Raw genomic sequence first — 26,102 nt, 5'->3', positions numbered from 1 at the left:
GCGCTGCCTCCTTCACCGCCGGATGCGCCACCGTAGCCTGCCGCTCCGCGGTGCCGCCGGATGCGACCCGCACGCCGGTGCCGCGCTCACGCCGCACTCGGCGGACCGGCCTGCGGCAGTCGTTGACATGCCCCTGCCTTGTGGCTAGCTTCACGGACAGTTCCCGCTCTGCTCCTGGGGCGCACGCAGCCCCGGGATCCGTCGAAGCGTTCGTATCTCAGGCACCTCGTCTCCATGGTTGGACAACGTTGTCAGGCTCGGGGATCAAGACACTCGGCGCGTCGTTCGTCATCCGGGGTCACGTTCCCCGACAACGTTGTCGGGCCTCCACTCCCGAGTAGAGGAGCAAACCCCCGTGATCACACGACTGTCGAGACCTCCCGGAACCACGGCGATCGGTCTCCTCGCGGCCGCGGCGCTCGCCGCGGCCGGGCTGTGCACGCCGGCGTGGGCGGCCGGGAAGGCCGCGCTCGTCACCGCGCCGGCGACTCTGGTCAATCCGTTCATCGGTACGTCGAACCAGGCCGACGACTTCCCTGGGGCCGACGTCCCGTTCGGCATGGTGCAGTGGAGCCCGGACACACCGTCGCGTCCCGACGGCGGGGGCTACGAGTACAACGACTCGTCGATCACCGGTTTCAGCCTGACCCACATCGCCGGCCCCGGCTGCGGCGCGGCCGGCGACATACCGGTGCTCCCCACGGTGGGAGCCGTGAACACCGGCGCCACGGACGCGTTCTCGCACGCGAACGAGTCGGCCTCCGCCGGGTCGTACAAGGTCGCGCTCAACAACCAGGTGACCACCGAGCTGACCACCACGACCCGCAGCGGCATGGCCCGCTTCACCTTCCCCTCGACCAGCCAGGCCAACCTGCTCTTCAAGTTGACCGGCAGCCAGAACGGCGCCAGTTCGACCCAGTTCACCAAGGTGTCGAACACGGAGGTGAGCGGGCAGGTCACCAGCGGCCACTTCTGCGGCGCGGGAAACACCTACACCGTGTACTTCGACATGGTCTTCGACCAGCCGTTCGCCGCGCAGGGCAGCTCGCTCGCCAAGGCGTCGACCACCACGTCCCCGGCAACGGGCAGGGCCTCGAAGAACGCCGCCGAGACGCCCAACAAGCCGGTCCTGCACGGCAACTCAGCGAAGTCCGCCAAGGACGGCGCCGCCCCCGACGCCGCGGCCTCGAACGGCTACGTCACCTTCAACACCACGAGCAACCCGGTCGTGCAGGCCAAGGTCGGGATCTCCTACGTGTCGGTCGCCAACGCGGTCGCCAACCGGACCGCGGAGAACACCGGCTGGGACTTCGACGCGACCCGCACCGCGGCGCAGAGCGCGTGGAACAGCACGCTCGGCAAGGTACAGATCGCCGGCGGGACGGCCGCACAGCAGCAGAGCTTCTACACGGCGCTCTACCACTCCCTGCTGCACCCGAACGTGATCAGCGACAGCAACGGCCAGTACTACGGCTTCGACGGGAAGACGCACACCGTGGACGCCGGGCACGGCGCGGTGTACGCGAACTACTCCGGCTGGGACATCTACCGCTCGCAGGCCCAGCTCGAAGCCCTCGTCGCGCCCCAGGCCGCCTCGGACACCGCGCAGTCGATGGTCGACGACTACACACAGACCGGGGTCTTCCCCAAGTGGTCGGAGAACAACGGGGAGTCGTACGTCATGGTCGGTGACCCGGCGGACGCCGTCCTCGCCGACTACTACGCCTTCGGCGCCCGGAACTTCGACACCACGACCGCCCTGGCCGACATGGTCAGGCAGGCGAGCACCACCAACAACGACCGGCCCGGACTCGGTTACCTGAACTCGCCGGGATACCTGCCGCACGACGGCAGCTACGGCTGCTGCAACTTCTACGGTCCGGTGGCCACCACCCTGGAGTACGACACCGCCGACTTCGCGGTCTCCGCGATGGCCGGGGCGCTCGGCGACACCGCGGACCAGAAGACCTACGCCAACCGCGCGCAGGACTGGCGCAACGTGCTCAACCCCGCCTCCGGATTCGTGGAACCCCGTAACGCCAACGGCTCGTGGACCGGCGGCTTCGACCCCACCAGCGGCACCGACATGGTCGAGGCCGACTCGTGGATCTACACCGGGATGGTGCCCTTCGACATCGGCGGCCTGGCGCACGCCAAGGGCGGCAACACGGCGATGACCCACTACCTGGACACCGTGCTGCGCAGCTACACCGGCGCCAACGGCTACGCCTGGGTCGGCAACGAGCCGAGCATCGAGCTCCCGTGGGAGTACGACTACACCGGGCAGCCCTACAGGACGCAGGGCACGGTGCGGGCGATCCAGGACCAGATCTGGTCGAACACCCCGGGCGGCCTGGCCGACGGCAACGACGACCTCGGCGCGATGAGCGCCTGGTACGTGTGGTCGGCGCTCGGCATGTTCCCCGAGACGCCCGGAACCTCCGACCTCGCCCTCGGCTCACCGCTGTTCACGCAGGCCGTGGTCACCCTTCCCTCGGGCAAGTCGCTGACGATCAACGGCAACGGCGCCGCCGACAACGCCCCGTACGTCCAGTCCGCCGCGTGGAACGGCACGGCGTGGAACAACGCCTACGCCCCCACCACGGCGATCACGGCCGGCGGCATGCTGGACTTCACGCTCGGCACCAGCGCCAACACGTCGTGGGCGGCCGCGGCCACGGCGGCACCGCCCTCCTACGCGGGGGACACCACCGCGCCGGCCTCGCCGCGGATCGGCCCGCTCGACTCGGCGGTGGCCTCGAACCTGTGCGCGGACGTCGCGTCCTCCGGCACCTCCGACGGCACCCACGTCCAGGTCTGGGGCTGTGACAGCACGTACGCCCAGGACTGGATCGTGGCCGGCGACGGAACGATCCGGGCCCTCGGCAAGTGCCTGGACGCCGACCGCAGCGGGACCACCAACGGCACGCTGATCCAGCTGTGGACGTGCAACGGCACCGGCGCCCAGCAGTGGACCGCCGGCGCCAACGGGTCACTGGTCAACCCCGAGTCCAAGCTGTGCCTCGACGACCCCAACTCCTCGACGGCGAACGGCACCCAGCTCCAGCTGTACACCTGCAACGCCACGGCGGCCGAGAACTGGCGACTGCCGAGCTGAGCCGGACGACGGGGGAGCCGGCCGACCCGACACCCCCGCGGGCAGGCCGGGCAGTCGCACGCCCGGCCGGCCCCCGCGGACCGCGGCCCGAGGAGCGAAAACAGGTCCGCTCTGAACTGCCGGTTCACCCAAAGGTGACTCAGAGTTCACCACTGACCTGCAAGTTCATGGGCATGACCTCAAGACCTCGCTTGCGCAAGCGCACCCGGATCGGCATAGCGATCCTCGTCACCGCCGCCGTGGCGGGCACGGGCACGGTCGTGGCCCAGGCCCACGGCTGGGTGTCGGCCCCGACGCACGACTTCGACGCGGTCGCCGACTCCTTCTCCGGCCACGCCAAGTTGACGGGCGACGTTCTGCGCAACGACTCCGGCGCGACCGCGGTCGTGCGGCACACCGACCCGTCCCACGGCACGGCGACGGTCGACGCGGACGGCACGTTCACGTACACGCCGAACGCGGGCTTCAAGGGCACGGACACCTTCACGTACACGGCGACCGACGCCGTACAGCTGTTCAAGGACACCCGGCGGAACGGCGACCCGCTGCCCGCGCTCGCGACGGTCGCCGGACCGGGCGGCACCACCACCCGGATCTCCGGCGAGGGCTACGGTTCCTCGCTCGCCCCGGTGCCGGGGAAGCCCGGCCGTTTCTACGGACTGACCGACCGCGGTCCCAATGCCGACGCCCCGGACGGCAACAAGTCGGAGATGCTCACCGGCTTCACGCCGCAGATCGGCGAGTTCAAGCTCGACAAGGGCAGGGCCGAGCTGGTCGGGAAGATCACCCTGAAGGGGCCGAAGAGTCTCGGGGGCGTGCAGTACAGCGGCCGTCCGCCGCACGACACGAGCGAGGTGATCGACGACGTCAACGCCACGAACGCCAACGGCGGCACTCCCGTGCCCGTCGCCCGCGACCCCTACGGCTACGACTCCGAGGGCCTGGTGGCGCTGCCCGACGGCACGTTCTGGGTCTCGGACGAGTACGGCCCGTACCTCACGCACTTCGACGCGGACGGCTACGAACTGGGCCGGCTGACGCCGTACAAGGACAGCCAGGACAACCAGTACCACAAGATCGTCGGCTACCTGCCGGCCGAACTGGCCAACCGCCTGAAGAACAAGGGCATGGAAGGCCTGACGGTCACGCCGGACGGCTCGACCCTGGTGGGCGTCATGCAGGCCGCGCTGCAGCAGCCGGACCTCGGCGGCACCAAGGCGTCGAACGTCGCGCCCACCCGCATCGTCACCGTCGATCTGCGCACGTTCAGGACCAGGCAGTACCTGTACCTGCTGGACGACCCGGCCACCACCGGTGACGCCAACAGTGAGATCACGGCGCTGTCCGGCACGAAGTTCCTCATCGACGAACGCGACGGCAACACAGAGCCGTTCGCCCGGAAGTCCCTCTACGAGGTCGACATCAACGGCGCGACCGACGTCAGTGGGCTGACGATCGGCGGCAAGTCGCCCGAGGCGTTCGTCGGCAAGGTCGGCACCAACGCCGCTCTCACCGCTCTCACCGGTGCCGGCGTCCAGGTCGCGCAGAAGCAGCCGTACCTCGACGTCGGGACGCTGGTGAGCCAGCTCGACCCCAGCGGGAAGTTCTTCGCGCACGACAAGGTCGAGGGCGTCGCCACCGTGGACGCCGGCAGGACGCTGTACCTGTCCAACGACGACGACTTCGGCATCGACACCGTCACCGTCGACCCCGACGGCACCTGGACTGTCCACCAGAAGGTGCTGCCGGCCACGGGCCAGGCCGACAGCGGCGAGATCCTGAAGGTCGACACCACCAAGTTGCCGGCCGTGCTCAAGACCGTCACGGTCACCGTCCGCGTGAGCTGACGCACTCCCCGCCCCGCCCCGCCCCGGGCCCGCCACTGGCAGACGGACCCGGGGTTCACGCGGTGCGGTCCGACAGGACCTCTCCAGCCCGTCGCAGTGCCTCCGGGTGACCGAAGAGCCCGGGCAGTCCTCCGGTGTGGACGAAGACCGTGCGCTCACCCGGGCGGATGTCCCCGTCGCGGACGGCCGCGACGAGACCGGCCATGGCGCGCCCCGTGTAGACGGGATCCAGGACGAGTCCCTCGGTCCTGGCGGCGAGGAGCACCGCCTCCGCCACCGGTTCGGTGAACCGGGAGTATCCGGCCCCGACCTGGTCGAGCCGCAGCCGTGGCCGCCGCGGCGCGGGGGAGGGCGCGTACAGCTCCGCCAGGAGCAGGCCGAGTGTGCGTCCCGGATCCGCCACGGCCCCGCAGTGCACGCCCAGGACGCGGTCCTCGCCCAGGGCTCGCACCAGCCCGGCCATCGTGCCACCGCTGCCCAGCGCGACCACGGCGGTGGCCAGGTCGGGAGCCTGCGCGAGGAGCTCGCGCCCGCCGTCGACGTAGCCGAGGGCGCCGACGGGACTCGATCCGCCGAAGGGAACGAGCGCCGGAGCGGCGTCCTGGTCGCGCAGTTCCCCGACGACACGGTCGACGGCGGCGGAGAGTCCGGCTCCGTCCACCGCGCCGGCCCACACGACCCTCGCGCCGAGGAGGCCGTCGAGCGCCAGATTGCCCTCGGCCGTGCCGGTGGGCTCGCCCGCGAGGACGAGTACGACGTCCATGCCGAGCCGGGCCCCGGCCGCCGCGGTGAGGCGGGCGTGGTTGCTCTGCGGCGCCCCGCTGGTGACGAGGGTCCGCGCACCCTCGGCGAGGGCCTGCCCGCAGGTCCACTCGAGCTTGCGGACCTTGTTCCCGCCGCCGCCGAGCCCGATCAGGTCGTCCCGCTTGATCCACAGGTCGTCCGGTCCGAGTCCCAGGGCCCGCGCGAGCCGAGGGGCGGGTTCGAGCGGTGTCGGCCAGGAGGCCAGGGTGACCTTGTGGTGCTCCTCGTGCATCGTGCCCATGCGACAACCCCTTCGACTCCGCGCCCGCTGCCGGCCCGTGCATCCCATGCTGCCGCCCGGACACGCCCGCCGGGTATCCACCTCGCCCCGCACCGACCTCGCGGTGACCGTCCCCTACAACACGGAGGCCGAGATCTGGGTACCCACTCGGGGCAGACCCGTCACCGCCCCCTCGGGCGTGACCTTCGTCCGCGACGACACCTCCGGCGGCGCCGCCTACCGGGTGTACCGGGCGCGGGCGGGGTCGTAGCGCTTCAACGCCTGACCGCGCGAGCGGGCCGTCAGGGCAGGGCCGCTTCGACGCGAAGCGGCTCGAAGGACACGACGGTCCGCAATCCGCCGGCCCAGCGCACCCGCAACTCACCGTCCGACCAGTCCACTTCGGCCACGGCGTCGGCGAGCGGCGGCGCCTCCGGTCCGGCACCAAGGGCGGCCAGCGCGGCGAACACCGCGGTCCCGTGGAGCTTTGCCGACAGCCGGGGCAACCGCACCCACGGCTCGTAGGCCGTGCCCTCCGGGGCGCGCACCCTGTCCTGCGTGCTCCAGCCGTGCAGCCCGACCAGCTCGGAGCGCACCGCTTCGGTGGCCCAGCCGGTGAGGGTGACCCGTGTTCCGTGCGGTGCCCCGACCACCCGGTGGACCCGCAGCTCGTGACGGCCGCGTGCCACGGTCACGCTCTCGACGCGCAGCCCCGGCACCATCGGCGGCCCGGACGCGAACACCGGCCGGTGCCAGGACGCCGCCCAGCCCCAGCCGTCGCCCTGCCCCGCGCCGAGCGGGTGGATGCGCCGGCGCACGCTCGCGACGCCGCCGACCGCCACGGACAGATGGTTGTCCGCGATGTTGTCCCGGGACGTGGGACCGGTGTGGGTGGAGTACGCCTGGCGGCCGTACAGCGGGTCGTCCGCCGCCGCCGACTCGCCTTCGTGCGGCCGGACATGGTCGCTGCCGTGGTTGTGCAGGCGTACGATCCCGTCGGCACCGGTCGACTGGACGAGCAGTCCGGGCGCGGGCAGCGCCAGCACCCGGTCGGGGCCCTCGCTCGGCGCCGGCTCCTCGGTCGCCGTCCACAGGGGATGGTCCTGGGGCGCGAGCAGTGCCACGAAGGCCTTCGACGCCCAGTAGGGCGAGGCGGGGCCGGAGTAGTCCTGGAGGGTGGCGGCGTGCGGACCGTGCCATCCCAGGCTGAGGAGCCCCTCGTCGGTGACCGCGCCCCGGTCGAGGAAGTAGCGCAGGCTTCCGCTGATCAGCCGGCGGGAGGCGCCCGGGGACAGGGGGGTGTGCCCGGTGACGGCACCCAGGCCGACCGCGGCCGTCGCCGCGAAGCGGTAGGTCAGCGAGCGCCCGAAGTGGATCGGGGCCCCGTCCGCGCCGAAGAGGAGCGAGAAGCCCTCCAGGTGCTCGCGCAGCCGTGGCCCGAACCGTGCCGCGAGCGCCGCGTCGCCGGTCAGGTGGGCGTGCAGCAGCGGATACAGGTGCAGTGCCCACCCGTTGTAGTGGTCGAAGGCCCGTCCGTCGCCGTCCGCGTACCAGCCGTCGCCCCGGTACCACGTCTCCATCAGGCCGAGCGCCCGTTCCCCGGCCCGCGCGGTCTGCGCGTCACCGCGGCCGACGGACTCCAGGAACGCCGCCACCGTGAACGGGAAGAGGTACCAGTTGTTCGGTGCCGGAGTGTGTGTCAGGGCTCCGCGCAGCCACAGCTCGGCGCGGTCCTGTACACCGGCGTCGAGCCGGTCCCACAGCCACGGCCGGGTCAGGTACAGGCCGAGTGCCACCGACGCCGACTCGACCATCGGCTGGCCCTGGACATGGTGGTCGAGGATCAGCGGCCAGGACTCGGCGTCGTCCCGTCCGGGAGAGCGGGTGCCCGCCGCGAGGCCGGTCGCGTAGCGTTCCAGCCAGCCGTGCGGGTCCTTGCCGTCGGCCCCCGCGATCCGGAAGCCGGCCGCGAGGAACGTACGGGCATAGCCCTCCAGGCCGTCCGAGCGGACACCGGACCTCGAGGGACGGCCCGGCAGGTCGAGCAGGGCGCCACCGGGGGTGGCCCAGCGCCAAGCGGCACCGAGCAGCTTGTCGGCGACGGCCTCCCAGTGCTCGCGGGTGTAGCCGGTACGGGGGCTCAGCCGGCGGTTCTCGGCCGGAAGGTCGAACGGGATGCTCATGCCAGGAACGCCAGCCTCTCGCGTCGTACGGGATGGGCGAGACCGTCGCCAGCGGCCCACCGGGCGACCTCGCCCACGGCCGTGTCGGCGAGCCGTCGCCACTCGTTGCCCTGGGAACCGGCCAGGTGCGGGGTGATCAGGGTGTTCGGGCAGTCCCACAGGGGATGGTCGGCGGGCAGGTTCTCGGGGTCCGTCACATCGAGCACCGCCCGGATGCGGCCCGCGCGCACCACCTCGACGAGCGCGTCCTGGTCGACGACCGCGCCGCGCGAGGTGTTGATCAGCACGGCCCCCGGGCGCATCGCGTGCAGCAGGTCACGGGCGACCAGCCCGCGGGTGGCGGGCAGCAGCGGGGTGTGGACGCTCAGCAGGCCGGCGCGGGCGAAGAGGTCGGGCAGTTCCACCGGCTCCACGCCCAGCGCGGTGGCCTCGGCCCGGGTGACGTACGGGTCGTGCAGCAGCACCTCGTAGTCGAAGGGGCGCAGCAGTTCGACGACGCGTCGCCCGATCAGGGAGGCGGAGAGGATGCCCACCGTGCGCCGGTAGTTGCCCACCTGGTCCGGGACGCGCAGCCAGTCCTCGCGCGTACGGGTCCGCCGGAAGTCGCGGGCGCGTTCCAGTACGTGCTTCCCGTGCAGGAGGATCATGCCGAGCGTGTACTCGGCGACGGGCAGCGCGTTGGCCGCGGCCGCCGACGACACCTCCACACCCCGGTCCCAGCAGGCGTCGGTGACGTGTGCCCGCACCGAACCGGCCGCGTGCACCACGGCCTTGAGCCGGGGCGCCGCCGCGAGCACGTCCGCGTCGAGCGGCGGGCAGCCCCAGCCGGTGACGAGCACCTCGACGCCGGCGAGGACCTCCCGCGCGCGTGACGTCGTCAGATCGTCGAGAACCGGCGGCGGCGCCAGGTCGCACACCTGCGCGAGGGCGGCCAGTGAGGGTGCGGGAAAGACCGCTGCCGCCGCGGCGGTCGACATGGCCAAGGCCGCGCGGGGCTTGCTCACTTGACCGCTCCCGCCGTCAGGCCGGAGCGCCAGAACCGCTGGAGGAAGGCGAAGGCGAGGACGAGGGGGAGGACCGCGAGGAGCGACCCCGTGATCACCACGGGGTAGTACTCGGGGGAGACGGTCGCCTGGCTGTTCCACTGGAACAGGCCGAGGCTCACGGGATACAGGTCCTGGTCGGACAGCATCACCATCGGCAGGAAGAAGTTGTTCCAGATCGCCGTCAGCTGGAAGAGGAAGACCGTGACCAGGCCGGGCCCCAGCATGCGCAGCGACACCCGGAGATACGTCGTCAGTTCGCCGGCGCCGTCGACGCGGGCCGCCTCCAGGACCTCGTCGGGCACATAGCCCTGGGCGAAGATGCGCCCCAGGTACACGCCGAACGGGTTGAACAGGACAGGGATGAACACCGACCAGAAGGTGTTCACGACACCGGTCTCGGACGCGATGAGGTACAGCGGCAGCGCGAGGACCGTCTGGGGCACCATGACGGCCGCCAGCACCAGGCCGAACAGCTTCTCCTTGTGCCGGAAGTGGTACTTGTCGAAGGCGTATCCGCAGGCGACGCTGATCAGCGCGCCGAGCGCCGCGCCCAGGACGGCGTACAGCAGGCTGTTGCCGTACCAGCGGCCGTACAGCCCGCCGTCCATGGCGAACAGGTCCCTGACGTTCTGGACGAGGGAGAAGTCCCTGAACGACAGGATGCTGCTGCTGAACAGCGCGTCGCGGGACTTGGACGCGGCGAGCACCAGCCACGCCACCGGCAGCAGCGTGTAGAGGACGGAGACGGCGACGACGACGTTGACGGTCGCCCTGCCCAGCACACGCGGGCGCAGCATGGTGGAGTGCGGGGTGCTCATCGGGTGTTCTCCTCGGCCGAGTCGACGCGGTTGGTCCAGCGGGTGACGCCGTAGGAGAGGGCGATGGTCAGGAGCAGGAGGATCACCGACGCGGCGGCCGCGAGGGAGTAGTTGTTGCGGCTGAAGGCGGCGTCGTAGATGTACATGCTGGGCGAGAACCGGCTGTTGATCATCTGCGAGGACTGGTGGAGCAGCATGGGCTCGGTGAACAGTTGCAGCGCCCAGATCAGCGTGAACATCGCGACCATGACGACGGACGAGCGTACGAGGGGGGCCTTGACCTGGAGCGCGGTGCGCACCGGCCCCGCGCCGTCCACCACGGACGCCTCCAGCACGTCGCGGGGTACCGCCTGGAGGGCCGCGTAGAAGACGACCATGTTGTAGCCGAGGTTGCTCCACAGCGCGATGTTGACGATCGACGGCAGGGTGGTGTGCAGGCCGAGGAAGTCGACCGTGAGGTCGGCCCTGCCGAGCGCCTCGATCACCGGGCTGATGCCGGGCGTGTACAGGTACAGCCAGATCAGGGCGGCGATGATGCCGGGCACCGCGTGCGGCAGGAAGAGGCCCAGCTGGGCCCAGGAACGCAGCCGCACGACACCGGAGTCGAGCAGCAGGGCGAGCGCCAGGGAGCCGATCACCATCAGCGGGATGTAGATCACGCAGTACAGCCCGACGGTGCCGAGCCCGGACAGGAACGTCGGGTCGGTGAGCACGGCGGCGTACGAGCGCAGGCCCACGAACACGGTGCGCTCCGGGCCGAATCCGAGCCCCGGCTCGTCGGCGCTGAAGAAGCTCAGCCACACCGCGGTGCCGACCGGGACCAGGAACACGAGCGTGAGGAGGACGAAGAACGGTGCCATCAGGACACCCGCGGCGCCGTGGCGGCGGCGCCGCGCCGAGCGCCGTGCCCTGCGCCGGGAGACCTCCGCCGGCTGTGCGGCGGCCGCGGCGCCGGCCGCGGCTGCTGTCGCGGTCATGGGTCACCTGCCTTTCTGGAAGCGGGCGTTCACGTCGAGTGCTGGGTGGTGGCCAGGCCCAGTGCCCTGAGATCGGGCATCGTGCCGTCCTGCGCGGCCCGCATGGCGGACAGGATCGTCCCGGAACCGGCCCCCGCCCGGGCGAACGCGTCCTGCATGACGGAGCCGGTGGCGGTCATCCGCGGGCCCCACACCCAGCCGTCGCGGATCTTGTGCGCCTCCTGCTCGAACAGCCGGTAGACGTCCTGGCCGCCGTAGTACGAGCGGTCGAACGCGGCGCGTCCCACCGGGACGAGTCCGGTCGCCGCCGGGTACTGGCTGCTCGCGCCGCTGGACAGCCGGGCCTTGAGGGACGCGGGGTCCGCGACCTGCCACTCGATGAACTCCATGGCGGCCTCGGGGTGCCTGCTGTCCTTCGTGACGGCGAACGTCGAGCCGCCGTGCGTGCCGAGCGCCGGTGTGCCGGGGGCCCACTGGGGGAGCGGGGCGATACGCCACTCGCCCTTCTGCTCCGGGCGCGCGTTCATCTGCGCCCCCGCGTCCCAGGCGCCGCTGAGCCGGGTCAGCACCAGACCGTTGCCGATCTGGGCGTCGTAGAGACGGGCGCTGGAGGCGTTGCAGTAGACGAGGTCCTCGTCGATGAGCCGCTGCCAGTAGGCGGCCACCTTTCGCGTCGGGGCGTCCGCCAGGGACACGTTCCACGCTCCCGTGGAGGTGCCGAACCACTGCGCCCCGGCCTGCCAGCACCAGGCGGCCATCTGCGTCATGCCGTCGGTGGGGAAGGTGGCGATCCTGCGGTCCCCTCCCGTGCGGCGCACGACGCGGGCGAGTTCGGCGTACTCGTCCCAGGTGGCGGGCACGTCGAGCCCGAACCTGTCGAACAGGTCCTTGCGGTAGTGCATCACCATGGGCTCGATGTCGAGCGGCACGCTGTACGTGCGCTTCTGGAACGTCGTCTGGCCCAGCGACTGCGGCAGCAGCTTCGCCCGCAGGCCGTCGCTGACCAGCGCGGTGATGTCGCGGGCGACGCCGTCGATGGCGAAGCCCGGAAGCTGGGGGTACTCGATGGTGGCGACATCGGGGGCGTTGCCCGCCCGTGCCGCGTTGCTGAGCTTCAGGTACCCGCCCTGGGAGCCGGAGGGTATCTGCTCGAAGTCCACCTGGATGTGACGGTGCGTCCGGTTGAACGCGTCCACCACCTGCTGGCTGCCGCGCAGTGAGGACCAGAAGGTGATGGTGGTCGTGCCTTTGCTGCCGGACCTGCTGCTGCTCCCGGATCGGACGGACGCGCTGTCGTCCCCGCCGCAGGCGCTCAGGGCGCCTGCGAGCGGCAGCGCGGTGATCGCGGCGAGCACGGACCGACGGCTCTGCCGATCAGGCATGGGCGCCTCCCGCGGCTCCTACGTGTTCGAGTCACGGGAATACTGATTGCCTGAGCGAATATGGTCAATAGATCGCTCAAGAAAGGAATAAACGCGCAAACGCTCATTCCGTGACGGGAGTTGCACCCGGGGTCGTACCGGCGTACGGCGCCTGGGCCGACCCCCGGACCTTCAGGACGGGCAGCAGGTCCAGCCGCTGCACCGGCGCGTCGGCCCTCCCGGGATCCCGTGGGCCGAGCCGGCGCAGCAGCAGTTCCGCCGCCGCGCGGCCGACGGCAGCCTTCGGCGGGGACACGGCGGTCAGCGGAGTGCTGCCGAGTGCGGCGACCACGTCGTCGTACGCGATCACGGAGCAGTCCTCCGGCACCCGCACGCCGTTGTCCCGCAGCGACTGGACCAGCATCAGGGCGTCCACGTCCCCGTGCAGCACGGCCGCGGTCGCCCCCAGTTCGGCCATCAGCGACGGCAGGTCGACCGGCTGGTTCCCGGCTGCCGCCGCCGGATCCGGTACCGCGGTCGGTGAACTGAGCGTCACGGCCCACTTGTCGACGCCGGGATGGTCCGCCGCGATCTCGGTGAAGGCCGCCCGGACCGCGCGCGCCGTCGGGCTGTCGTCGCGGGCGGCGAGCACGATCCGCCGGTGGCCGAGCCCCGTCAGGTGGTCCACGGCGAGACGGACTCCGTACCAGTGGTCGGTGCACACGGTGTCGACGGCGTGCAGCGCGCTGCCGCGCCGCGGCTTGCGCTCCATCAGCACCACGGGCACGTCCAGCCGCGAGAGCCAGGCGTAGTCCGCCTCCTCGGTGTCCCGGCCGCGCCACCGAGGAGCGATCAGCAGTCCCCGCGCGCCGTCCGCGAGCGCCCGCTCAACGAGCGGTTGCTCGGCCCCCGGGACAGGCGGCGCGATGTGGAGCGCGATACGGACCCCGGCCTCCTCGAACATGGTCCGGGCGCCGTGCAGCGCCTCGTAGAGATAGGCGTGGCGCTCGGGCACCACCACCGCGACGGGACCGCCGTCGCCGGACGGCGGCGGGGGTGTGTCGGCCGGCTCCGCCTCGGGCACCAGCGGCCGGGCCACCCCGTGCCCCCGGCGCAGTCTGCCCTCACGAGCCAGTTCCTCCACGTCGCGCCGGAGCGTCGCCACGGACACCTGGAGCTCCGCGGCGAGATCGGTGACCCGGGTCGCGCCGCGCGACTGCACCGCGGCGAGGATCCGCTGCCGTCTGCGATCGGCCGGTTCGCGCATGAGGGCACCCCACAACCCGTTGTTCGTTTGAGCGATTCGCTGAGCGCTTCGTCGGCAGCATACCCAGCGGACTGACGGCGCCGATCCGGTGCGAACGATTCGGGCGGAGACCGCCGCCCGCGCACCCGGTGCCGGAGGGGCGCACGCGGATCCCAGGTGCGGAGCGGCGGCACACCGGCTGCCCGTGCGACGGTCGCCGTACGCGGGCCCGGGGTCATGGAACCGTGCCGCAGTGAGTCGTCGACGGACGGTTTCGGCCGGACGGCGGACAGTAATTGACATGCCGCCCCGGTCGCCGTCCCGATGCGCTGAGATGACCTGATTCATCACGACCGGCGGGAGGGGGCGGACATGGGCACGTTTGCCGAGTCGGGTCTGGCTTGTGCGGCGACCGGAGCGGACCGGGAGGCCTGCCGGTGCGGCGAGGCCGTCGGAGCGGACGGGCCGAAGGCTGCCGAAGAAAGGTTCCGCGGCCTGCTGGAGGCGGCACCCGACGCCATGGTGATCGTGGACGACACCGGAACCATCAGGCTCGTCAACGCCCAGACCGAGGCCCTCTTCGGCTACGGCCGCGAGGAACTCCTGGACCGGCCGGTCGAGTTGCTGATGCCGCACCGATTCCGTGGCCACCACACGTTCCACCGCGACGGGTACGCCGCCAACCGCCAGGTCCGTCCGATGGGCGCGGGGCTCGACCTGCACGGGCTGCGCAAGGACGGCACGGAGTTCCCCGTCGAGATCAGCCTCAGCCCGCTGGAGACCGCGGACGGGCTGCTGGTCTCCGCCGCCGTCCGCGACGTCAGCGACCGCAAGGCGGCCGAGGCCCGCATCAACGAACTCGCCGCGCTCGTCGAGTCGTCCCAGGACGCGATCCTCGCGAACACCCTCGACGGCTACATCACGTACTGGAACGCGGCCGCCCAGCGGTTGTACGGCTACACGGCGGAGGAGGTCATAGGCCGGCACGTGTCGCTGCTCTCCCCGCCCGAACTGCGCGGCGAGATCAGTGCGCTCCTGGAGCGGCTGCTGCACGGCGAGAAGGTCGAGCACTTCGAGACGCTCCGGCTGACCAAGGGCGGCGGCCTCCTCGACGTGGACGTCACCCTCTGGCCGACCCGCGACACCGACGGCACGGTCGTCGGGGCGTGCGCCATCGTGCGGGACATCAGCGACCGCAAGCGGGCGGAGGCCGAACTGACCGCGCTGTACGAGCAGCAGCGGCACATCGCGCTCACCCTGCAGCGCAGCCTCATGGGCACGCCGCCCGCGATCCCCGGGCTGGCCACCGCGAGCCGCTACCGGCCGGCCACGCAGGGCGCGGGCGTGGGCGGCGACTGGTTCGACCTGATCCCGCTGGGCGCCGGGCGGGTCGGCGTCCTGATCGGCGACGTGATGGGCCGCGGCCTCGAAGCCGCCGCGGTGATGGGGCAGTTGCGCTCGGCTGCGCACGCGCTGGCCAAGACCGGCATGCAGCCCCGGCAGCTGATGCAGGCCCTCGACACCTGCGTCCAGGACCTCGACGTGCCGGACCAGCTGGTGACCTGCTGCTACCTCACCATCGCCCCGGACACGGGCACGGTGACCGTCTGCTCCGCCGGTCACCTCCCGACCCTGGTGGCCACCCCCGGCGGCTCCGTGAGCAGGCTTCCGGCGCAGGTCAACGCCCCGCTCGGGGTAGGTGACATCCTCTACGAGCAGTCCTCGACGTCCGTGCCGCCCGGCGCCACCCTCATCCTCTACACCGACGGCCTGGTCGAGACGCCCGGCAGCGACATCGAGGTCCGGATCGCCGAACTCACCTCGGTCCTGGGCGGGTTCTTCACCACCCCGCCGAGCCTGGAGACCGCCGCCGACCACGTCCTGACCCGGCTGCTGCCGGAGGCCGACAGCCACGACGACGACGTGACGCTGCTGCTCGCCCAGCTCCCGGCCGCGCCCCCGGCCGCCGTGACGACCGACCTCCCGGCCGTCGCCTCCTCCGTGCCCGAGGGCCGCGCCTTCCTCAGCAAGGCGCTGCTCTCCTGGGACTGCACGGGCCCGGCGGACGAGGCGCTCCTGCTGCTGTCCGAGACCCTCACCAACGCCGTGCAGCACGCCGAGGGCCCCATCGGCCTGCACCTGTGCCGCACCGCCACCGAACTCACCGTCGAGGTCAGCGACCGCAGCCCGCACCTGCCCCGGCCCCGCAACGCGGCCGGGGACGAGGAGTCGGGCCGCGGCCTGTTCCTGGTCCGCACCCTCGCCGCCACCTGGGGCGTACGCCCCACCGACGACGGCAAGACGACCTGGTTCACACTGCGGCTGTGACTGCGCACGCACGCCCTGACGTCCCAGAGGGACCGGGACGCCCGGACTGCGCTGCCGCCCGCTAGTTCTTCTGCAGTGCGCGGGTGACACCCGCGATGACGGCGGTCGTCAGTATCCAGCCGAAGGCGATGAGCAGGTAGGCCAGCGCCTGGAGGCTTTCGTCCGGCCAGTACCAGGCGCTGCGCTGGCCCAGGCCGCCGATGGGGATCAGAAGGTCGAGGGTGTAGACGAGGGGCTGGAACGGGGCGCCTTCGCCCTGTTGGACCGGACGGGGGGAGTGACCGCCGAAGGACAGGGTGCCCAGCAAGGTCAGCGCGAGGAGCCAGACGCCGGCCAGCCAGGGCCGGTAGCCGTAGCCGACGGTCACGTCGAGCAGATGCCCCCACGCACGCGCGGCGGGGGGCAGGGTCTGACGCCGGTGGCGCTGTTTGGCGAGGAGGACGCGGCGGGCCTCGTCGTCGTGGCCGGCCTTCCGGTACCAACTCGCCAACTGCTCGTAGGGCTGGGGGTTGTAGCCGGGGCTGCGCCGTATCCACGCCACGCGGTGGGCCACGGAGTTCCGGCGCCCCGCTGCCTCCGTACCTGCGCCCGTCTCGTCCCCCCTGATGGAGCCGTACACGAAGCCGTCCAGCTCCACGACCTCGGGCCAGCTGTGCTGGCTGTCACGCAGGTAGGACACCTGCGCACCCCGCAGGTCCACGGCACCGGACGGCGGTTCGGCGAGGGCGAAGTCGAGGTCGACAGCCTGCATCAACGGGGCCGACAGACAGGGGCCGTCACCGGACGGTGGCGCTTTCAGCACGGCCCCCGCCAGGCTCAGGCCGGCCGAGATCCGGGCGCCCCGCAACTCCACGGTCCCGTTCGCGAGGAACCCGCTGGAGAGAACGACCGTCGAGATCACCGAGTTCTCCAGATTGAGCGCCAGACCACGCGGACCGGGCTCCTCCAACCGCGCGCCGTTCATGTACAGCCCGCCCGGCAGCTGCGCACCCGGCAGCCGTATTTCACCCCGCGCGACGAACCCGGGCCGGCAGAACAGGCCCCCCTCCATGACCAGGCCGCCACCGGCAAGGGCCCATCCGCCGGGCGCGTTGAGCTCGGCCTTGTTGAGGATCACGCCGCCGGCCACCCGGGCGTTGGTGAGGGACAGGGCGGTGACGCGATGGTGGAAGTGGGAGGGCGCACCGCTCTCGACGACCGAGCGCCCCAGGTCGAGGTTCCCCTCGATACGCGTTGCCCCGGCCTCGATGCCGGGCACCCGGCAGCCCTTGAACACGAGCGTCCGGGTCGTCGCCCCGAGCAGGTTCACCGCCTCCTCGAACCAGCACTCCTCCAGCCAGAGGGCGTGGGCGAGGTGCGCACCGGCGAGGTTAAGCGGTCCGACGATGCGCGCCCCGGCGAGTCGCAGACAGGGCACGGCACCCGGCTGCCCGCCGTGCGCGCCCAGCATCAACGCGGCGACGACGGGAGCCCGGACCGTCCGTTCCGGCCCCCACTGCCCACCCTCGGCGACACGGTCGTCACCGGGGACAGCCCCGCGCAGGTCCACGGTCCGCCCTTCGGGGTACGCGTTCCACAACTCGCGTTCCGGCGAGGTCAATTCGTCAAAGGAGAACACTCGTGCAGAGTAGTGACCCTGCTACGCGTTCACCCTGTCGTCGTTTCCGTGGCGCGTGGGCCGGTGCCGTGGCGCACCGGCCGGGAGAGGAGGTCCGCCCGTACGGCAGACGGATCGCACCGACAGCCGGCGCGGGCTCGGCGGAGGGCCCGAGTGGCCCTCCCGGGCGCACCGGTCGGGCCCGAACGGCTCCGTCGCCGGGCTCAGCCGATCGCGTGGCTCGGGCCATTCGGGCGCCCGGCGGAGCAGCGAGTGCCGCGAGCCGAGCACGGTGGCCACCGGCAGGTCGCGTTCGAGCCCTGCCCCGTGCGGGCACGGACCGTGATCGTACGGTCCCGCAGGCCCGTCTCCCCGCACGGCTCACCTCGCCGGCCGCCCCCCGCTCTCCGGCTGTTCCAGGTGGGAGGCGAGGACGGCGGCCTGGACTCGGCGCTGGACGCCCAGTTTGGCCAGGAGGCGGGAGATGTGGTTCTTGACGGTCTTCTCGGAGAGGTAGAGCTTCTTGCCGATCTCGCGGTTGGTGAGGCCGTCGCCGATGAGGGCGAGGATGTCGCGCTCGCGGGGGGACAGGCCCGCCAGCTCGGGCGGCGTGGCGGGGGGCTCCGCGGGGTCGGCGCGCAGGGAGCGCATGAGGCGGGCCGTGGTCGCCGGGTCCAGCATGGACTGGCCGGTGGCGACCGTGCGGACGGCGGAGACCAGGTCGGAGCCCTTGATCTGTTTGAGGACGTAGCCGGAGGCCCCGGCCATGATCGCGTCGAGGAGGGCTTCCTCGTCGTCGAATGAGGTGAGCATGAGGCAGGCGAGGCCGGGCATCTGGTCGCGCAGTTCCCGGCAGACCGTGATGCCGTCGCCGTCGGGGAGACGGACGTCGAGGACGGCGACGTGCGGGCGTAGCGCGGGGCCGCGGGCGAGGGCGTGCTGGACGGTGCCGGCGTCGCCGACGACCGAGATGTCGGGTTCCGCGTCGAGCAGGTCGGTGAGGCCGCGCCGGACGACCTCGTGGTCGTCCAGCAGGAACACACGGATCGGGTCCTGCTCCGAGAAGGTGCGCGGCTCTGTCATTGAGGTCCCCTTGTTCCCCGAATGATGGGCGTACTGCGTACCGCCCGGGACGATCATCGCTCGCCGGGGCCGGGCGCACTAGGGCCGACCGGCCCCACTTGCCTCCTCCGGACGGTCGGCCGACAGCTCGACTTCCACGTCCACCACTCCTTCGACGGCCCGCACCAGCCGCGCCGCGACGGGGACGAGGGCGGTGTCCCGGATCCGGCCGACGAGCTTCACCACTCCCTCCCGGACGTCGACGCGCAGCACCGAGGAGGGCGGCGGGAAGAGACGGGAGACGACCTCGCGCCGCACCTCCTCGGCGATCTCCTCGTCGCCGCGCAGGAAGACCTTGAGCAGGTCGGCCCGGCTCACCACACCCTGGAGCAGCCCCAGCTCGTCCACCACGGGGAGCCGCTTGACCTGGGCGCGCGCCATGGTCCGGGCGGCCTCGGCGAGGGTGGCGCCCGGGCGGGTGGTGAGGGCGGGGGAGGTCATCAGCGCTTCCGCGGTCACCGCACCGGCCTTCGCCGGGTCGGCGATGCGGCGCGGCTGCGTGCACCGGTCGGGGCCGCCGTCGCGGGCCTCCTCCCTGCGCAGGAGGTCCGCCTCGGAGACGACCCCGACGACGCGGCCCTCGCCCTCGACGACGGGCAGGGCGCTGACCTGCCAGTCCTGCATGAGCTGGACGAGCTCCTTGAAGGGCGCCTGCCGTCCGACGCTGACGACGGTCTGCGTCATGACGTCGCTCACGATGTGCGGTGTGCGGTGCATGGTCACTCCCAGGAGAGCCGAAGGGGCCCGGGGCGCGCCGTCAGACGCCGGCGTCGGCGCCGTACGGGGCGTACAGGTCCAGCAAGCGGGTACGTGCGGCGCGCGGGCGGTGGGCGAGTACCTGGCCCACCCACTGGCCGACGGCGTTGCCCAGGGCCGGGTCGTCCTGGCACAGGGACCGGACGGCGACGGCGTCGAACTCATGGGCCCGGACCGGTGTGGCGGTCTCGGCGCCCAGGTGCCACACATGGGGTGCGAGCAGCCAGGACCAGCCGATCAGCTCGTCGTGGCCGAGATTCTCGATCACGGCCGCCCGGCGGCCGGGAACGTGCATGTCGAGTTCGACCCGGCCGGAGCGGATGATCCAGAACCGGTCGGCGCGCGCGCCTTCCTCGAAGAGCCGGGTTCCCTGGGGGAAGGAGACCTCCCGGGCGAGGCGCATCAGCCGTTCCCGCTGTCCGCCGGAGAGGCCGACGCCGGCCCGGGCCGGCCGCGCGGCGGCGGTCTCCCGGCGGGCTCCACGGGCCCCACGGCGGAGGCGGCCGCCCGCTTCGTGCAGCGGACCGGGGGACCGGCCGCCATCGGGGGTCTGGACGCGGCGTACGAGCTCGTCCACGGCCGCTCGGGCACCCCGGTCCGCCCGGCCCCGGACGGCGGGTGACGGCCGGGCAAGGCCGTCCGGCCCCGCCGCCGGGGACCGGACGGCACTGCCGCCGCATGCGGCGAGCGACAAGCATCCCCGGTGAGAGAAGGGGAGAGGACCGACGATGACCGCAACCACGACACTCGGCAACCGCGCCACGGAGGCCTGGCGGGGCTTCGCAGGCACCCGCTGGCGCGAGCGGATCGACGTACGTGATTTCATCCAGGCCAACTACACCCCGTACGAGGGCGGCCCGGAGTTCCTGAGCGGCCCCACCGACCGCACCCGCGCGGTCTGGGCGAAGGTCGGCTCGCTGTTCCCGGAGGAGCGCCGCCGTGGCATCCTCGACGTCGACACCGCCACCCCCTCCACGATCACCTCGCACGCGCCCGGCTACATCGACCGCGACCGCGAGCTGATCGTCGGACTCCAGACGGACGCCCCGCTCAAGCGCGCGATCATGCCGGGCGGCGGGCTGCGGATGGTGGAGAACGGGCTGCGGGCATACGGCTACGAGCCCGACCCGTTCGTCACCCGGGTCTTCGGCACCTACCGCAAGACCCACAACGACGGGGTCTTCGACGCCTACACCCCCGAGATGCGCGCCGCCCGCAAGGCCGGCGTCATCACCGGACTGCCCGACGCCTACGGCCGCGGCCGGATCATCGGCGACTACCGGCGCGTCGCGCTCTACGGCACGGATCGGCTGATCGAGGCCAAGAAGGCCGAGCGGGCCAAGCTCGACGCCTGCGCCTCGGGCTCCGAGGTCATCCGTGACCACGAGGAACTCGCCGAGCAGATCCGGGCGTTGGGCGAGCTGGCGCAGATGGCGGCGGCGTACGGCTGTGACGTCTCCCGGCCGGCCGCGACCGCGCACGAGGCCGTGCAGTGGCTCTACCTCGGTTACCTGGCCGCCGCGAAGGAGCAGAACGGCGCCGCGATGTCGCTCGGCCGCACCTCCACCTTCCTCGACGTCTACCTCCAGCGGGACCTCGCCGACGGCGTCATCGACGAGACCCGTGCCCAGGAACTGGTCGACGACTTCGTGATCAAGCTGCGGATCGTACGGTTCCTGCGCACCCCCGAGTACGACGCCCTGTTCTCCGGCGACCCGACCTGGGTTACGGAGTCCATCGGCGGCATGGGCGAGGACGGCCGCACCCTGGTCACCCGCACCTCCTTCCGGTTCCTCCAGACCCTGTACAACCTCGGCCCCGCCCCGGAACCCAACCTGACCGTCCTCTGGTCTCCCCGGCTGCCCGCCGGTTTCAAGGAGTTCTGCGCCCGGGTCTCGGTCGACACCAGCGCCGTCCAGTACGAGTCCGACGAGCTGATGCGTCCGCGTACCGGCGACGACACCGCGATCGCCTGCTGCGTGTCGGCGATGCAGGTCGGCCGGCAGATGCAGTTCTTCGGTGCCCGGGTCAACCTCGCCAAGGCGCTGCTGTACGCGGTCAACGGCGGCCGCGACGAGATGACCGGCGAACAAGTCGCGCCCTCCATGCCCCCGCTGACCGGGGAGTACCTCGACCACGAGGAACTGTCGGCGGCTTACGACCACGTCCTGGACTGGCTGGCCCGGACGTACGTCAACGCACTCAACGTCATCCACTACATGCACGACAAGTACGCCTACGAACGCATCGAGATGGCTCTGCACGACTACCCCGTGCACCGCTTCATGGCGTGCGGCATCGCCGGTTTCTCGGTCGCCGCGGACAGCCTGTCCGCCGTCAAGTACGCCCGGGTGAAGGTGTTCCGGGACGCCACCGGGCTCGCCGTCGACTTCCGCACCGAGGGCGACTTCCCGGCGTACGGCAACAACGACGACCGCGCCGACGACATCGCCGTCGGACTGGTGGAGTCCTTCATGGCGAAGGTCCGCCAGTACCCCGCCTACCGCGACGCCGAGCACACCCTGTCCGTCCTCACCATCACCTCGAACGTCGTCTACGGCAAGCACACCGGCAACACCCCCGACGGCCGCCGTGCCGGAGAGCCCTTCGCCCCCGGTGCCAACCCGATGAACGGCCGCGACCGTCACGGCGTCGCCGCCTCCGCGCTCTCGGTGGCCAAACTGCCGTACGAGCAGGCCCGGGACGGCATCTCCCTGACCACGACCGTCACGCCCGAGGGCCTCGGCCACAACCCGGCCGAACGCGCGGGCAACCTGGCCGGCGTCCTCGACGCCTACACGGCGGCCGGCGGCTTCCACATGAACGTCAACGTCGTCGACCGGACCACCCTGGAAGACGCGATGGAACACCCGGAGAACCACCCGGACCTGACCATCCGGGTCTCCGGATACGCCGTCAACTTCGTCCGCCTGACCCGGGAACAGCAGCTCGACGTGATCAGCCGCACCTTCCACGGATCGCTGTGAGCACCGTGGTGCGCGGCCGGATCCACTCCTGGGACCTGTCCACCGGCGTGGACGGTCCCGGGACCCGGTTCGTCCTCTTCCTCAGCGGCTGCCCGCTGCGCTGCCTCTACTGCGCCAACCCCGACACCTGGCACATGCGCGACGGCAAGGAGGCGACCGTCGACGAGGTGATGGCGGAGATCGAGAAGTACCGTGCCTTCGTGACCGCGGCCGGCGGCGGGGTCACCCTCACCGGCGGCGAACCGCTGCTCCAGTCGGCCTTCGCGGGGGCCGTACTGCGCCGCTGCAAGGAGGCCGGCCTGCACACCGCGCTCGACACCTCGGGCTTCCTCGGTGCCCGTGCCACCGACGGGCTCCTCGCCGACACCGACCTGGTCCTGCTCGACATCAAGTCCTTCGACGTCCCCGCCTACCGCGCCCTCACCGGCGGCGAACTCACCCCCACCCTGAACTTCGCCACCCGCCTCGACCGCCTCGGCGTCCCGATGTGGATCCGCTACGTCCTGGTCCCCGGCTGGACCGACGCCCCCGAGCCCGTCGATGGCCTGGCCCGCTTCGTCGCCGAACTCCCCGCGGTCCAGCGGGTCGACGTGCTCCCGTTCCACAGACTGGGGGCCCCGAAGTACACGGCGCTCGGGATTCCCTTCCCGCTGCGGGACACCCCCGTCCCGCCGCCCGAACTGGTCGAGCGGGTGCGTGGGCAGTTCCGTGCGGTTGGCCTGACGGCCTGCTGAGCACCGGCGGGGCACCCCAGCGGCCGCTGCGGACACGGCCGTTCAGCCCCGCCCCGACGACGGCCCCGCCCGCCGGGTGCTGCCGCCGCCTCCCGCACCGCCGGCCTGCTGGTCGTCGGCGCCCGGGAGCGACACACGGGGAGCCGTCTGATCAGGGCCGATCGGCCCTCGCGTCGCCCCGGACAGCCCATGCGAACGGGCCGCGCCGCGCCGGATGCTCGTAGTGCCGACTCGGAGGAGAACCGCGATGACCGATTTCCTGCTCGAACGATCCCCCGCCCACGCGTTGCTCGCGGACGGCACCACCGTGTGCATCCGGCCCGTGACCTCCGGCGACCACGACCGGCTGAAGGGGTTCTACGACGAGATGTCCGCGGAGAACCTCCGCCTGAGGTTCTTCTCGGTGAGCCGGCGCTCGGCCGAGACGGCCGCCGACCGGGCGTGTGCCCCGGCCCGTCCCGGCTACCGGGCGCTGCTGGCCGAGACGCGGGGCCGGGTGCTCGGGCTCGCCGAGTACGACGAGGGAGAGAGCGGCGAGGACTCGGCGGAGATCTCCGTCGCCGTGGCCGACGGACTGCATCACCGCGGGGTCGGCACGCTCCTCGTCGAGCACCTGGTCTCGGCGGCCCGTGCCGACGGCATCACCGTCTTCACGGCCGACGCCCTGAGCGAGAACCGCGAGGTGCTCCGGCTCTTCGCCGACCTCGGCCTGCGTACCGCCCGCCGCTTCGAGGGCACGGAGACGCGCTGCACGATCCACCTGGACCAGGACGACGCCTACCTCTCGGCCGTCGAGTCCCGGGGCCGCTCCGCGGACGTGGCGAGTCTGCGGCCGCTGCTGTGCCCGGAGGCGGTCGCCGTCGTCGGCGCCGGACGCAGACCGGGCTCGGTCGGCCGGGCGATCCTCCACCACATCCACTCCGGCGGCTACACCGGTCGCCTCTTCGCCGTGAACCCCGGCGTGACCTCGGTCCTCGGCGTTCCCTGCCACCCGTCCGTCAGCGCCCTGCCCAGGACCCCGGACCTGGTGGTCGTGGCGGTCCCCGCGGCGGCGGTCCCGGTCACCGCGGAGGAGTGCGGCAAGGCCGGCGTCCGCGCCCTCCTCGTCGTCACCTCGGGCCTCGACCCCGACCAGGCGCAGGCGCTGCACACCACCTGCCACACCTACGGCATGCGGCTCGTCGGCCCCAACTGTCTCGGCATCTCCCACACCGAGCCCGGCCTGCGCCTCGACGCCACCTTCGCCGACGGCCACCCGCGCCCCGGCAGCGCCGGTGTCGCCGTCCAGTCCGGAGGCATCGGCATCGCCCTGCTGGACGGCCTGTCCCGGCTCGGCATCGGCGTGTCCTCCTTCGTCTCGCTCGGCGACAAGTACGACGTCAGCGGCAACGACATGCTCCAGTGGTGGGAGACCGACGGCCGCACCGACCTCGCCCTGCTGCACCTGGAGTCCTTCGGCAACCCCCGCGCGTTCTCCCGTACCGCCCGCCGGGTGGCCCGCCGGATGCCGGTGCTGACCGTGGACGCCGGCCGGTCCACGGCCGGCCGGCGGGCCGCCGCCTCGCACACCGCGGCGGCCGCCACCCCCACCATGACCCGCAGGGCCCTGTTCACCCAGGCCGGCATCACCGCCACCAGCTCGGTCGGCGAACTCCTCGAAGCGGCCGCACTGCTCCACTCCCAGACACTGCCGGAGGGCAACCGCGTCGCCGTCGTCACCAACGCGGGCGGCGCCGGGGTCCTGGCCGCCGACGCCTGCGCCGAGGCGGGGCTCGACCTGCCGCCGTTCACCCCGGCGACGACCGACCGGCTGCTGGCCGCGCTGCCCGAAGGGGCCGCCGTCGGCAACCCGGTCGACGCCACCGCCGCCGTGACCGAGGAGCAGCTCACGGACTGCGTCGACGCGCTCATGGAGTACCCCGGCGTCGACGCCGTCCTGGTGGCCCTGGTCCCCACCGCCCTCGCCACCGCGACCGGCGACCACCTGATACGCGCCCTCACCGCGGCGCCCGGCCGCAGGCCCAAGCCGGTCCTCGCCGTATGCCTGGAGCAGGACCTGCCGGTGAAGCTGCTGCCCGCCGCCGACGAGGGCGGCAGCATCCCGTCCTACGCCGAACCGCAGGCGGCCGCACGGGCGCTGACCCATGCGGCCGACCGCGCGGCCTGGCTGGCCCGCCCGGCCGGCACCGTACCGGCCCTCGACGTCGACACCGGGCACGCCCGCACCGTCGCGGACGCCTACCTGGCCGCGCACCCGGACGGCGGCTGGCTCGACCCGCGCACCTGCGCCGACCTGCTCGCCTGCTACGGCATCCCGCAGATCCCGTGGGCCTGGGCCGAGACCGAGGACGACGCCGTGCGCGCCGCCGGCCGGCTGAGCGGCGCCGACGGCCGGGTCGTCATGAAGGCCCACTGGCCCGGCCTCGTCCACAAGAGCGAGGAGCGGGCGGTCCACCTCGACCTGCGCGGCGAGGCGCAGGTCCGCGCAGCCTTCCGGGACCTGGAGACCCGCTTCGGCCACCTGATGACCGGAGTGGTCGTCCAGTCGCTCGCCCGGCGCGGCACCGAACTGTTCGCCGGCGTCGTCCAGGACGAGGTGTTCGGCCCGCTCGTACTGTTCGGGCTCGGCGGTACGGCCACCGAGGTACTCGCCGACCACGCTGCCCGGCCGGCCCCGCTCACCGACCACGACGTGCACGACCTGATCACGTCCCCGCGCTGCGCCCCCCTGCTCCTCGGCACCCGCGGCACCGGACCCGTCGACCTCGGAGCCCTGGAGCAGCTGCTGCAGCGGCTGTCCCGGATGGCCGCGGACCTGCCGCAGCTCGCCGAGGCCGACTTCAACCCCGTCCTGGCCACACCGGACGCCGTCACCGTGCTCGACGCACGGGTGCGACTGCTGCCGCGCCGGCCGCAGGACCCCTATCTGCGCCGACTCCGCTGAGGGTCGAGGAGGGA

18 protein-coding genes are annotated in these 26,102 nt (G+C 72.2%); 7 read left to right on the top strand and 11 right to left on the bottom strand.

All coding sequences use genetic code 11. The features are described 5' to 3' along the window. Positions 1-355 precede the first annotated feature (355 nt). Both JF597_RS18505 and JF597_RS18500 read left to right on the top strand, forming a co-directional pair. On the top strand, positions 356-3,118 hold the full coding sequence (locus JF597_RS18505; RefSeq protein WP_293995940.1) for a lectin: 2,763 nt from the start codon (positions 356-358) through the stop codon (positions 3,116-3,118). A 173-nt stretch (positions 3,119-3,291) separates the two neighbouring features. Beyond that, a complete protein-coding gene (locus JF597_RS18500; RefSeq protein WP_293995939.1) occupies positions 3,292-4,965 on the top strand; it encodes an esterase-like activity of phytase family protein in 1,674 nt (557 codons plus the stop codon). A gap of 55 nt (positions 4,966-5,020) precedes the next feature. On the opposite strand, the gene JF597_RS18495 is transcribed toward JF597_RS18500, so the two are convergent. Next, positions 5,021-6,001 (bottom strand): D-cysteine desulfhydrase family protein, encoded by a 981-nt coding sequence (locus JF597_RS18495; protein WP_293996147.1) that lies wholly within the window; start codon positions 5,999-6,001, stop codon positions 5,021-5,023. A gap of 55 nt (positions 6,002-6,056) precedes the next feature. Here JF597_RS18495 and JF597_RS18490 point away from each other — a divergent pair, with 55 nt between their 5' ends. Beyond that, complete coding sequence (locus tag JF597_RS18490; RefSeq protein WP_293995936.1) at positions 6,057-6,260, top strand: hypothetical protein; 204 nt, start codon at positions 6,057-6,059, stop codon at positions 6,258-6,260. 31 nt (positions 6,261-6,291) lie between these two features. Here JF597_RS18490 and JF597_RS18485 read toward each other — a convergent pair whose 3' ends face one another. The 6 genes from JF597_RS18485 to JF597_RS18460 form a co-directional block, all read right to left on the bottom strand. Then, positions 6,292-8,172 (bottom strand): DUF2264 domain-containing protein, encoded by a 1,881-nt coding sequence (locus JF597_RS18485; protein ID WP_293995934.1) that lies wholly within the window; start codon positions 8,170-8,172, stop codon positions 6,292-6,294. Beyond that, positions 8,169-9,149, bottom strand: a complete 981-nt coding sequence (locus JF597_RS18480; protein WP_293996145.1) for a hydroxyacid dehydrogenase — start codon at positions 9,147-9,149, stop codon at positions 8,169-8,171. The genes JF597_RS18485 and JF597_RS18480 overlap by 4 nt, the downstream gene beginning before the upstream one ends. A gap of 23 nt (positions 9,150-9,172) precedes the next feature. Next, on the bottom strand, positions 9,173-10,036 hold the full coding sequence (locus JF597_RS18475) for a carbohydrate ABC transporter permease (RefSeq protein WP_293995932.1): 864 nt from the start codon (positions 10,034-10,036) through the stop codon (positions 9,173-9,175). Continuing rightward, entirely contained in the window at positions 10,033-11,013 is a 981-nt protein-coding gene (locus tag JF597_RS18470; RefSeq protein WP_293995930.1) for a carbohydrate ABC transporter permease, read from the bottom strand. Before JF597_RS18470 ends, JF597_RS18475 begins: the two co-directional genes overlap by 4 nt. 29 nt (positions 11,014-11,042) lie before the next feature. Then, positions 11,043-12,395: a sugar ABC transporter substrate-binding protein gene (locus tag JF597_RS18465; RefSeq protein ID WP_293995928.1), complete on the bottom strand. Its 1,353-nt coding sequence runs from the start codon at positions 12,393-12,395 to the stop codon at positions 11,043-11,045. 103 nt (positions 12,396-12,498) lie between these two features. Further along, complete coding sequence (locus JF597_RS18460) at positions 12,499-13,641, bottom strand: substrate-binding domain-containing protein (RefSeq protein ID WP_293995926.1); 1,143 nt, start codon at positions 13,639-13,641, stop codon at positions 12,499-12,501. A 351-nt stretch (positions 13,642-13,992) separates the two neighbouring features. Between JF597_RS18460 and JF597_RS18455 the strand changes: the two genes are divergently transcribed. Beyond that, the gene (locus tag JF597_RS18455) at positions 13,993-15,948 is read left to right on the top strand and encodes a PAS domain S-box protein (protein WP_293995924.1); all 1,956 of its coding nucleotides are present in this window, start codon (positions 13,993-13,995) and stop codon (positions 15,946-15,948) included. Positions 15,949-16,009: 61 nt separating this feature from the next. Here JF597_RS18455 and JF597_RS18450 read toward each other — a convergent pair whose 3' ends face one another. The 4 genes from JF597_RS18450 to JF597_RS18435 all read right to left on the bottom strand — a co-directional run bounded on the left by JF597_RS18450 (position 16,010) and on the right by JF597_RS18435 (position 19,826). Beyond that, positions 16,010-17,566: an oxidoreductase gene (locus JF597_RS18450; protein ID WP_293995922.1), complete on the bottom strand. Its 1,557-nt coding sequence runs from the start codon at positions 17,564-17,566 to the stop codon at positions 16,010-16,012. Positions 17,567-17,926: 360 nt separating this feature from the next. Beyond that, positions 17,927-18,628, bottom strand: a complete 702-nt coding sequence (locus tag JF597_RS18445; RefSeq protein WP_293995920.1) for a response regulator transcription factor — start codon at positions 18,626-18,628, stop codon at positions 17,927-17,929. A gap of 78 nt (positions 18,629-18,706) precedes the next feature. Then, positions 18,707-19,384: a CBS domain-containing protein gene (locus JF597_RS18440; protein ID WP_293995918.1), complete on the bottom strand. Its 678-nt coding sequence runs from the start codon at positions 19,382-19,384 to the stop codon at positions 18,707-18,709. Positions 19,385-19,424: 40 nt separating this feature from the next. Then, entirely contained in the window at positions 19,425-19,826 is a 402-nt protein-coding gene (locus JF597_RS18435) for a cyclic nucleotide-binding domain-containing protein (protein WP_293996143.1), read from the bottom strand. 325 nt (positions 19,827-20,151) lie between these two features. Between JF597_RS18435 and pflB the strand changes: the two genes are divergently transcribed. From pflB to JF597_RS18420, 3 genes are all read left to right on the top strand, one after another. Beyond that, positions 20,152-22,410 carry a formate C-acetyltransferase gene (gene pflB / locus JF597_RS18430; protein ID WP_293995916.1) on the top strand — a complete coding sequence of 753 codons (2,259 nt, stop codon included), beginning with the start codon at positions 20,152-20,154 and terminating at the stop codon, positions 22,408-22,410. Then, the gene (gene pflA / locus JF597_RS18425; protein ID WP_293995914.1) at positions 22,407-23,144 is read left to right on the top strand and encodes a pyruvate formate-lyase-activating protein; all 738 of its coding nucleotides are present in this window, start codon (positions 22,407-22,409) and stop codon (positions 23,142-23,144) included. The genes pflB and pflA overlap by 4 nt, the downstream gene beginning before the upstream one ends. Positions 23,145-23,391: 247 nt before the next feature. Continuing rightward, positions 23,392-26,088, top strand: coding sequence for a bifunctional GNAT family N-acetyltransferase/acetate--CoA ligase family protein (locus tag JF597_RS18420; RefSeq protein ID WP_293995912.1), 2,697 nt, complete (start codon positions 23,392-23,394; stop codon positions 26,086-26,088). Positions 26,089-26,102 lie beyond the last annotated feature (14 nt).

Source organism: Streptomyces sp. (assembly GCF_019510245.1).
Taxonomy (GTDB): Bacteria; Actinomycetota; Actinomycetes; order Streptomycetales; family Streptomycetaceae; genus Streptomyces.
Note: the sequence above shows the minus strand (reverse complement) of the source record. Positions and strands in the feature narration are given on the sequence as shown.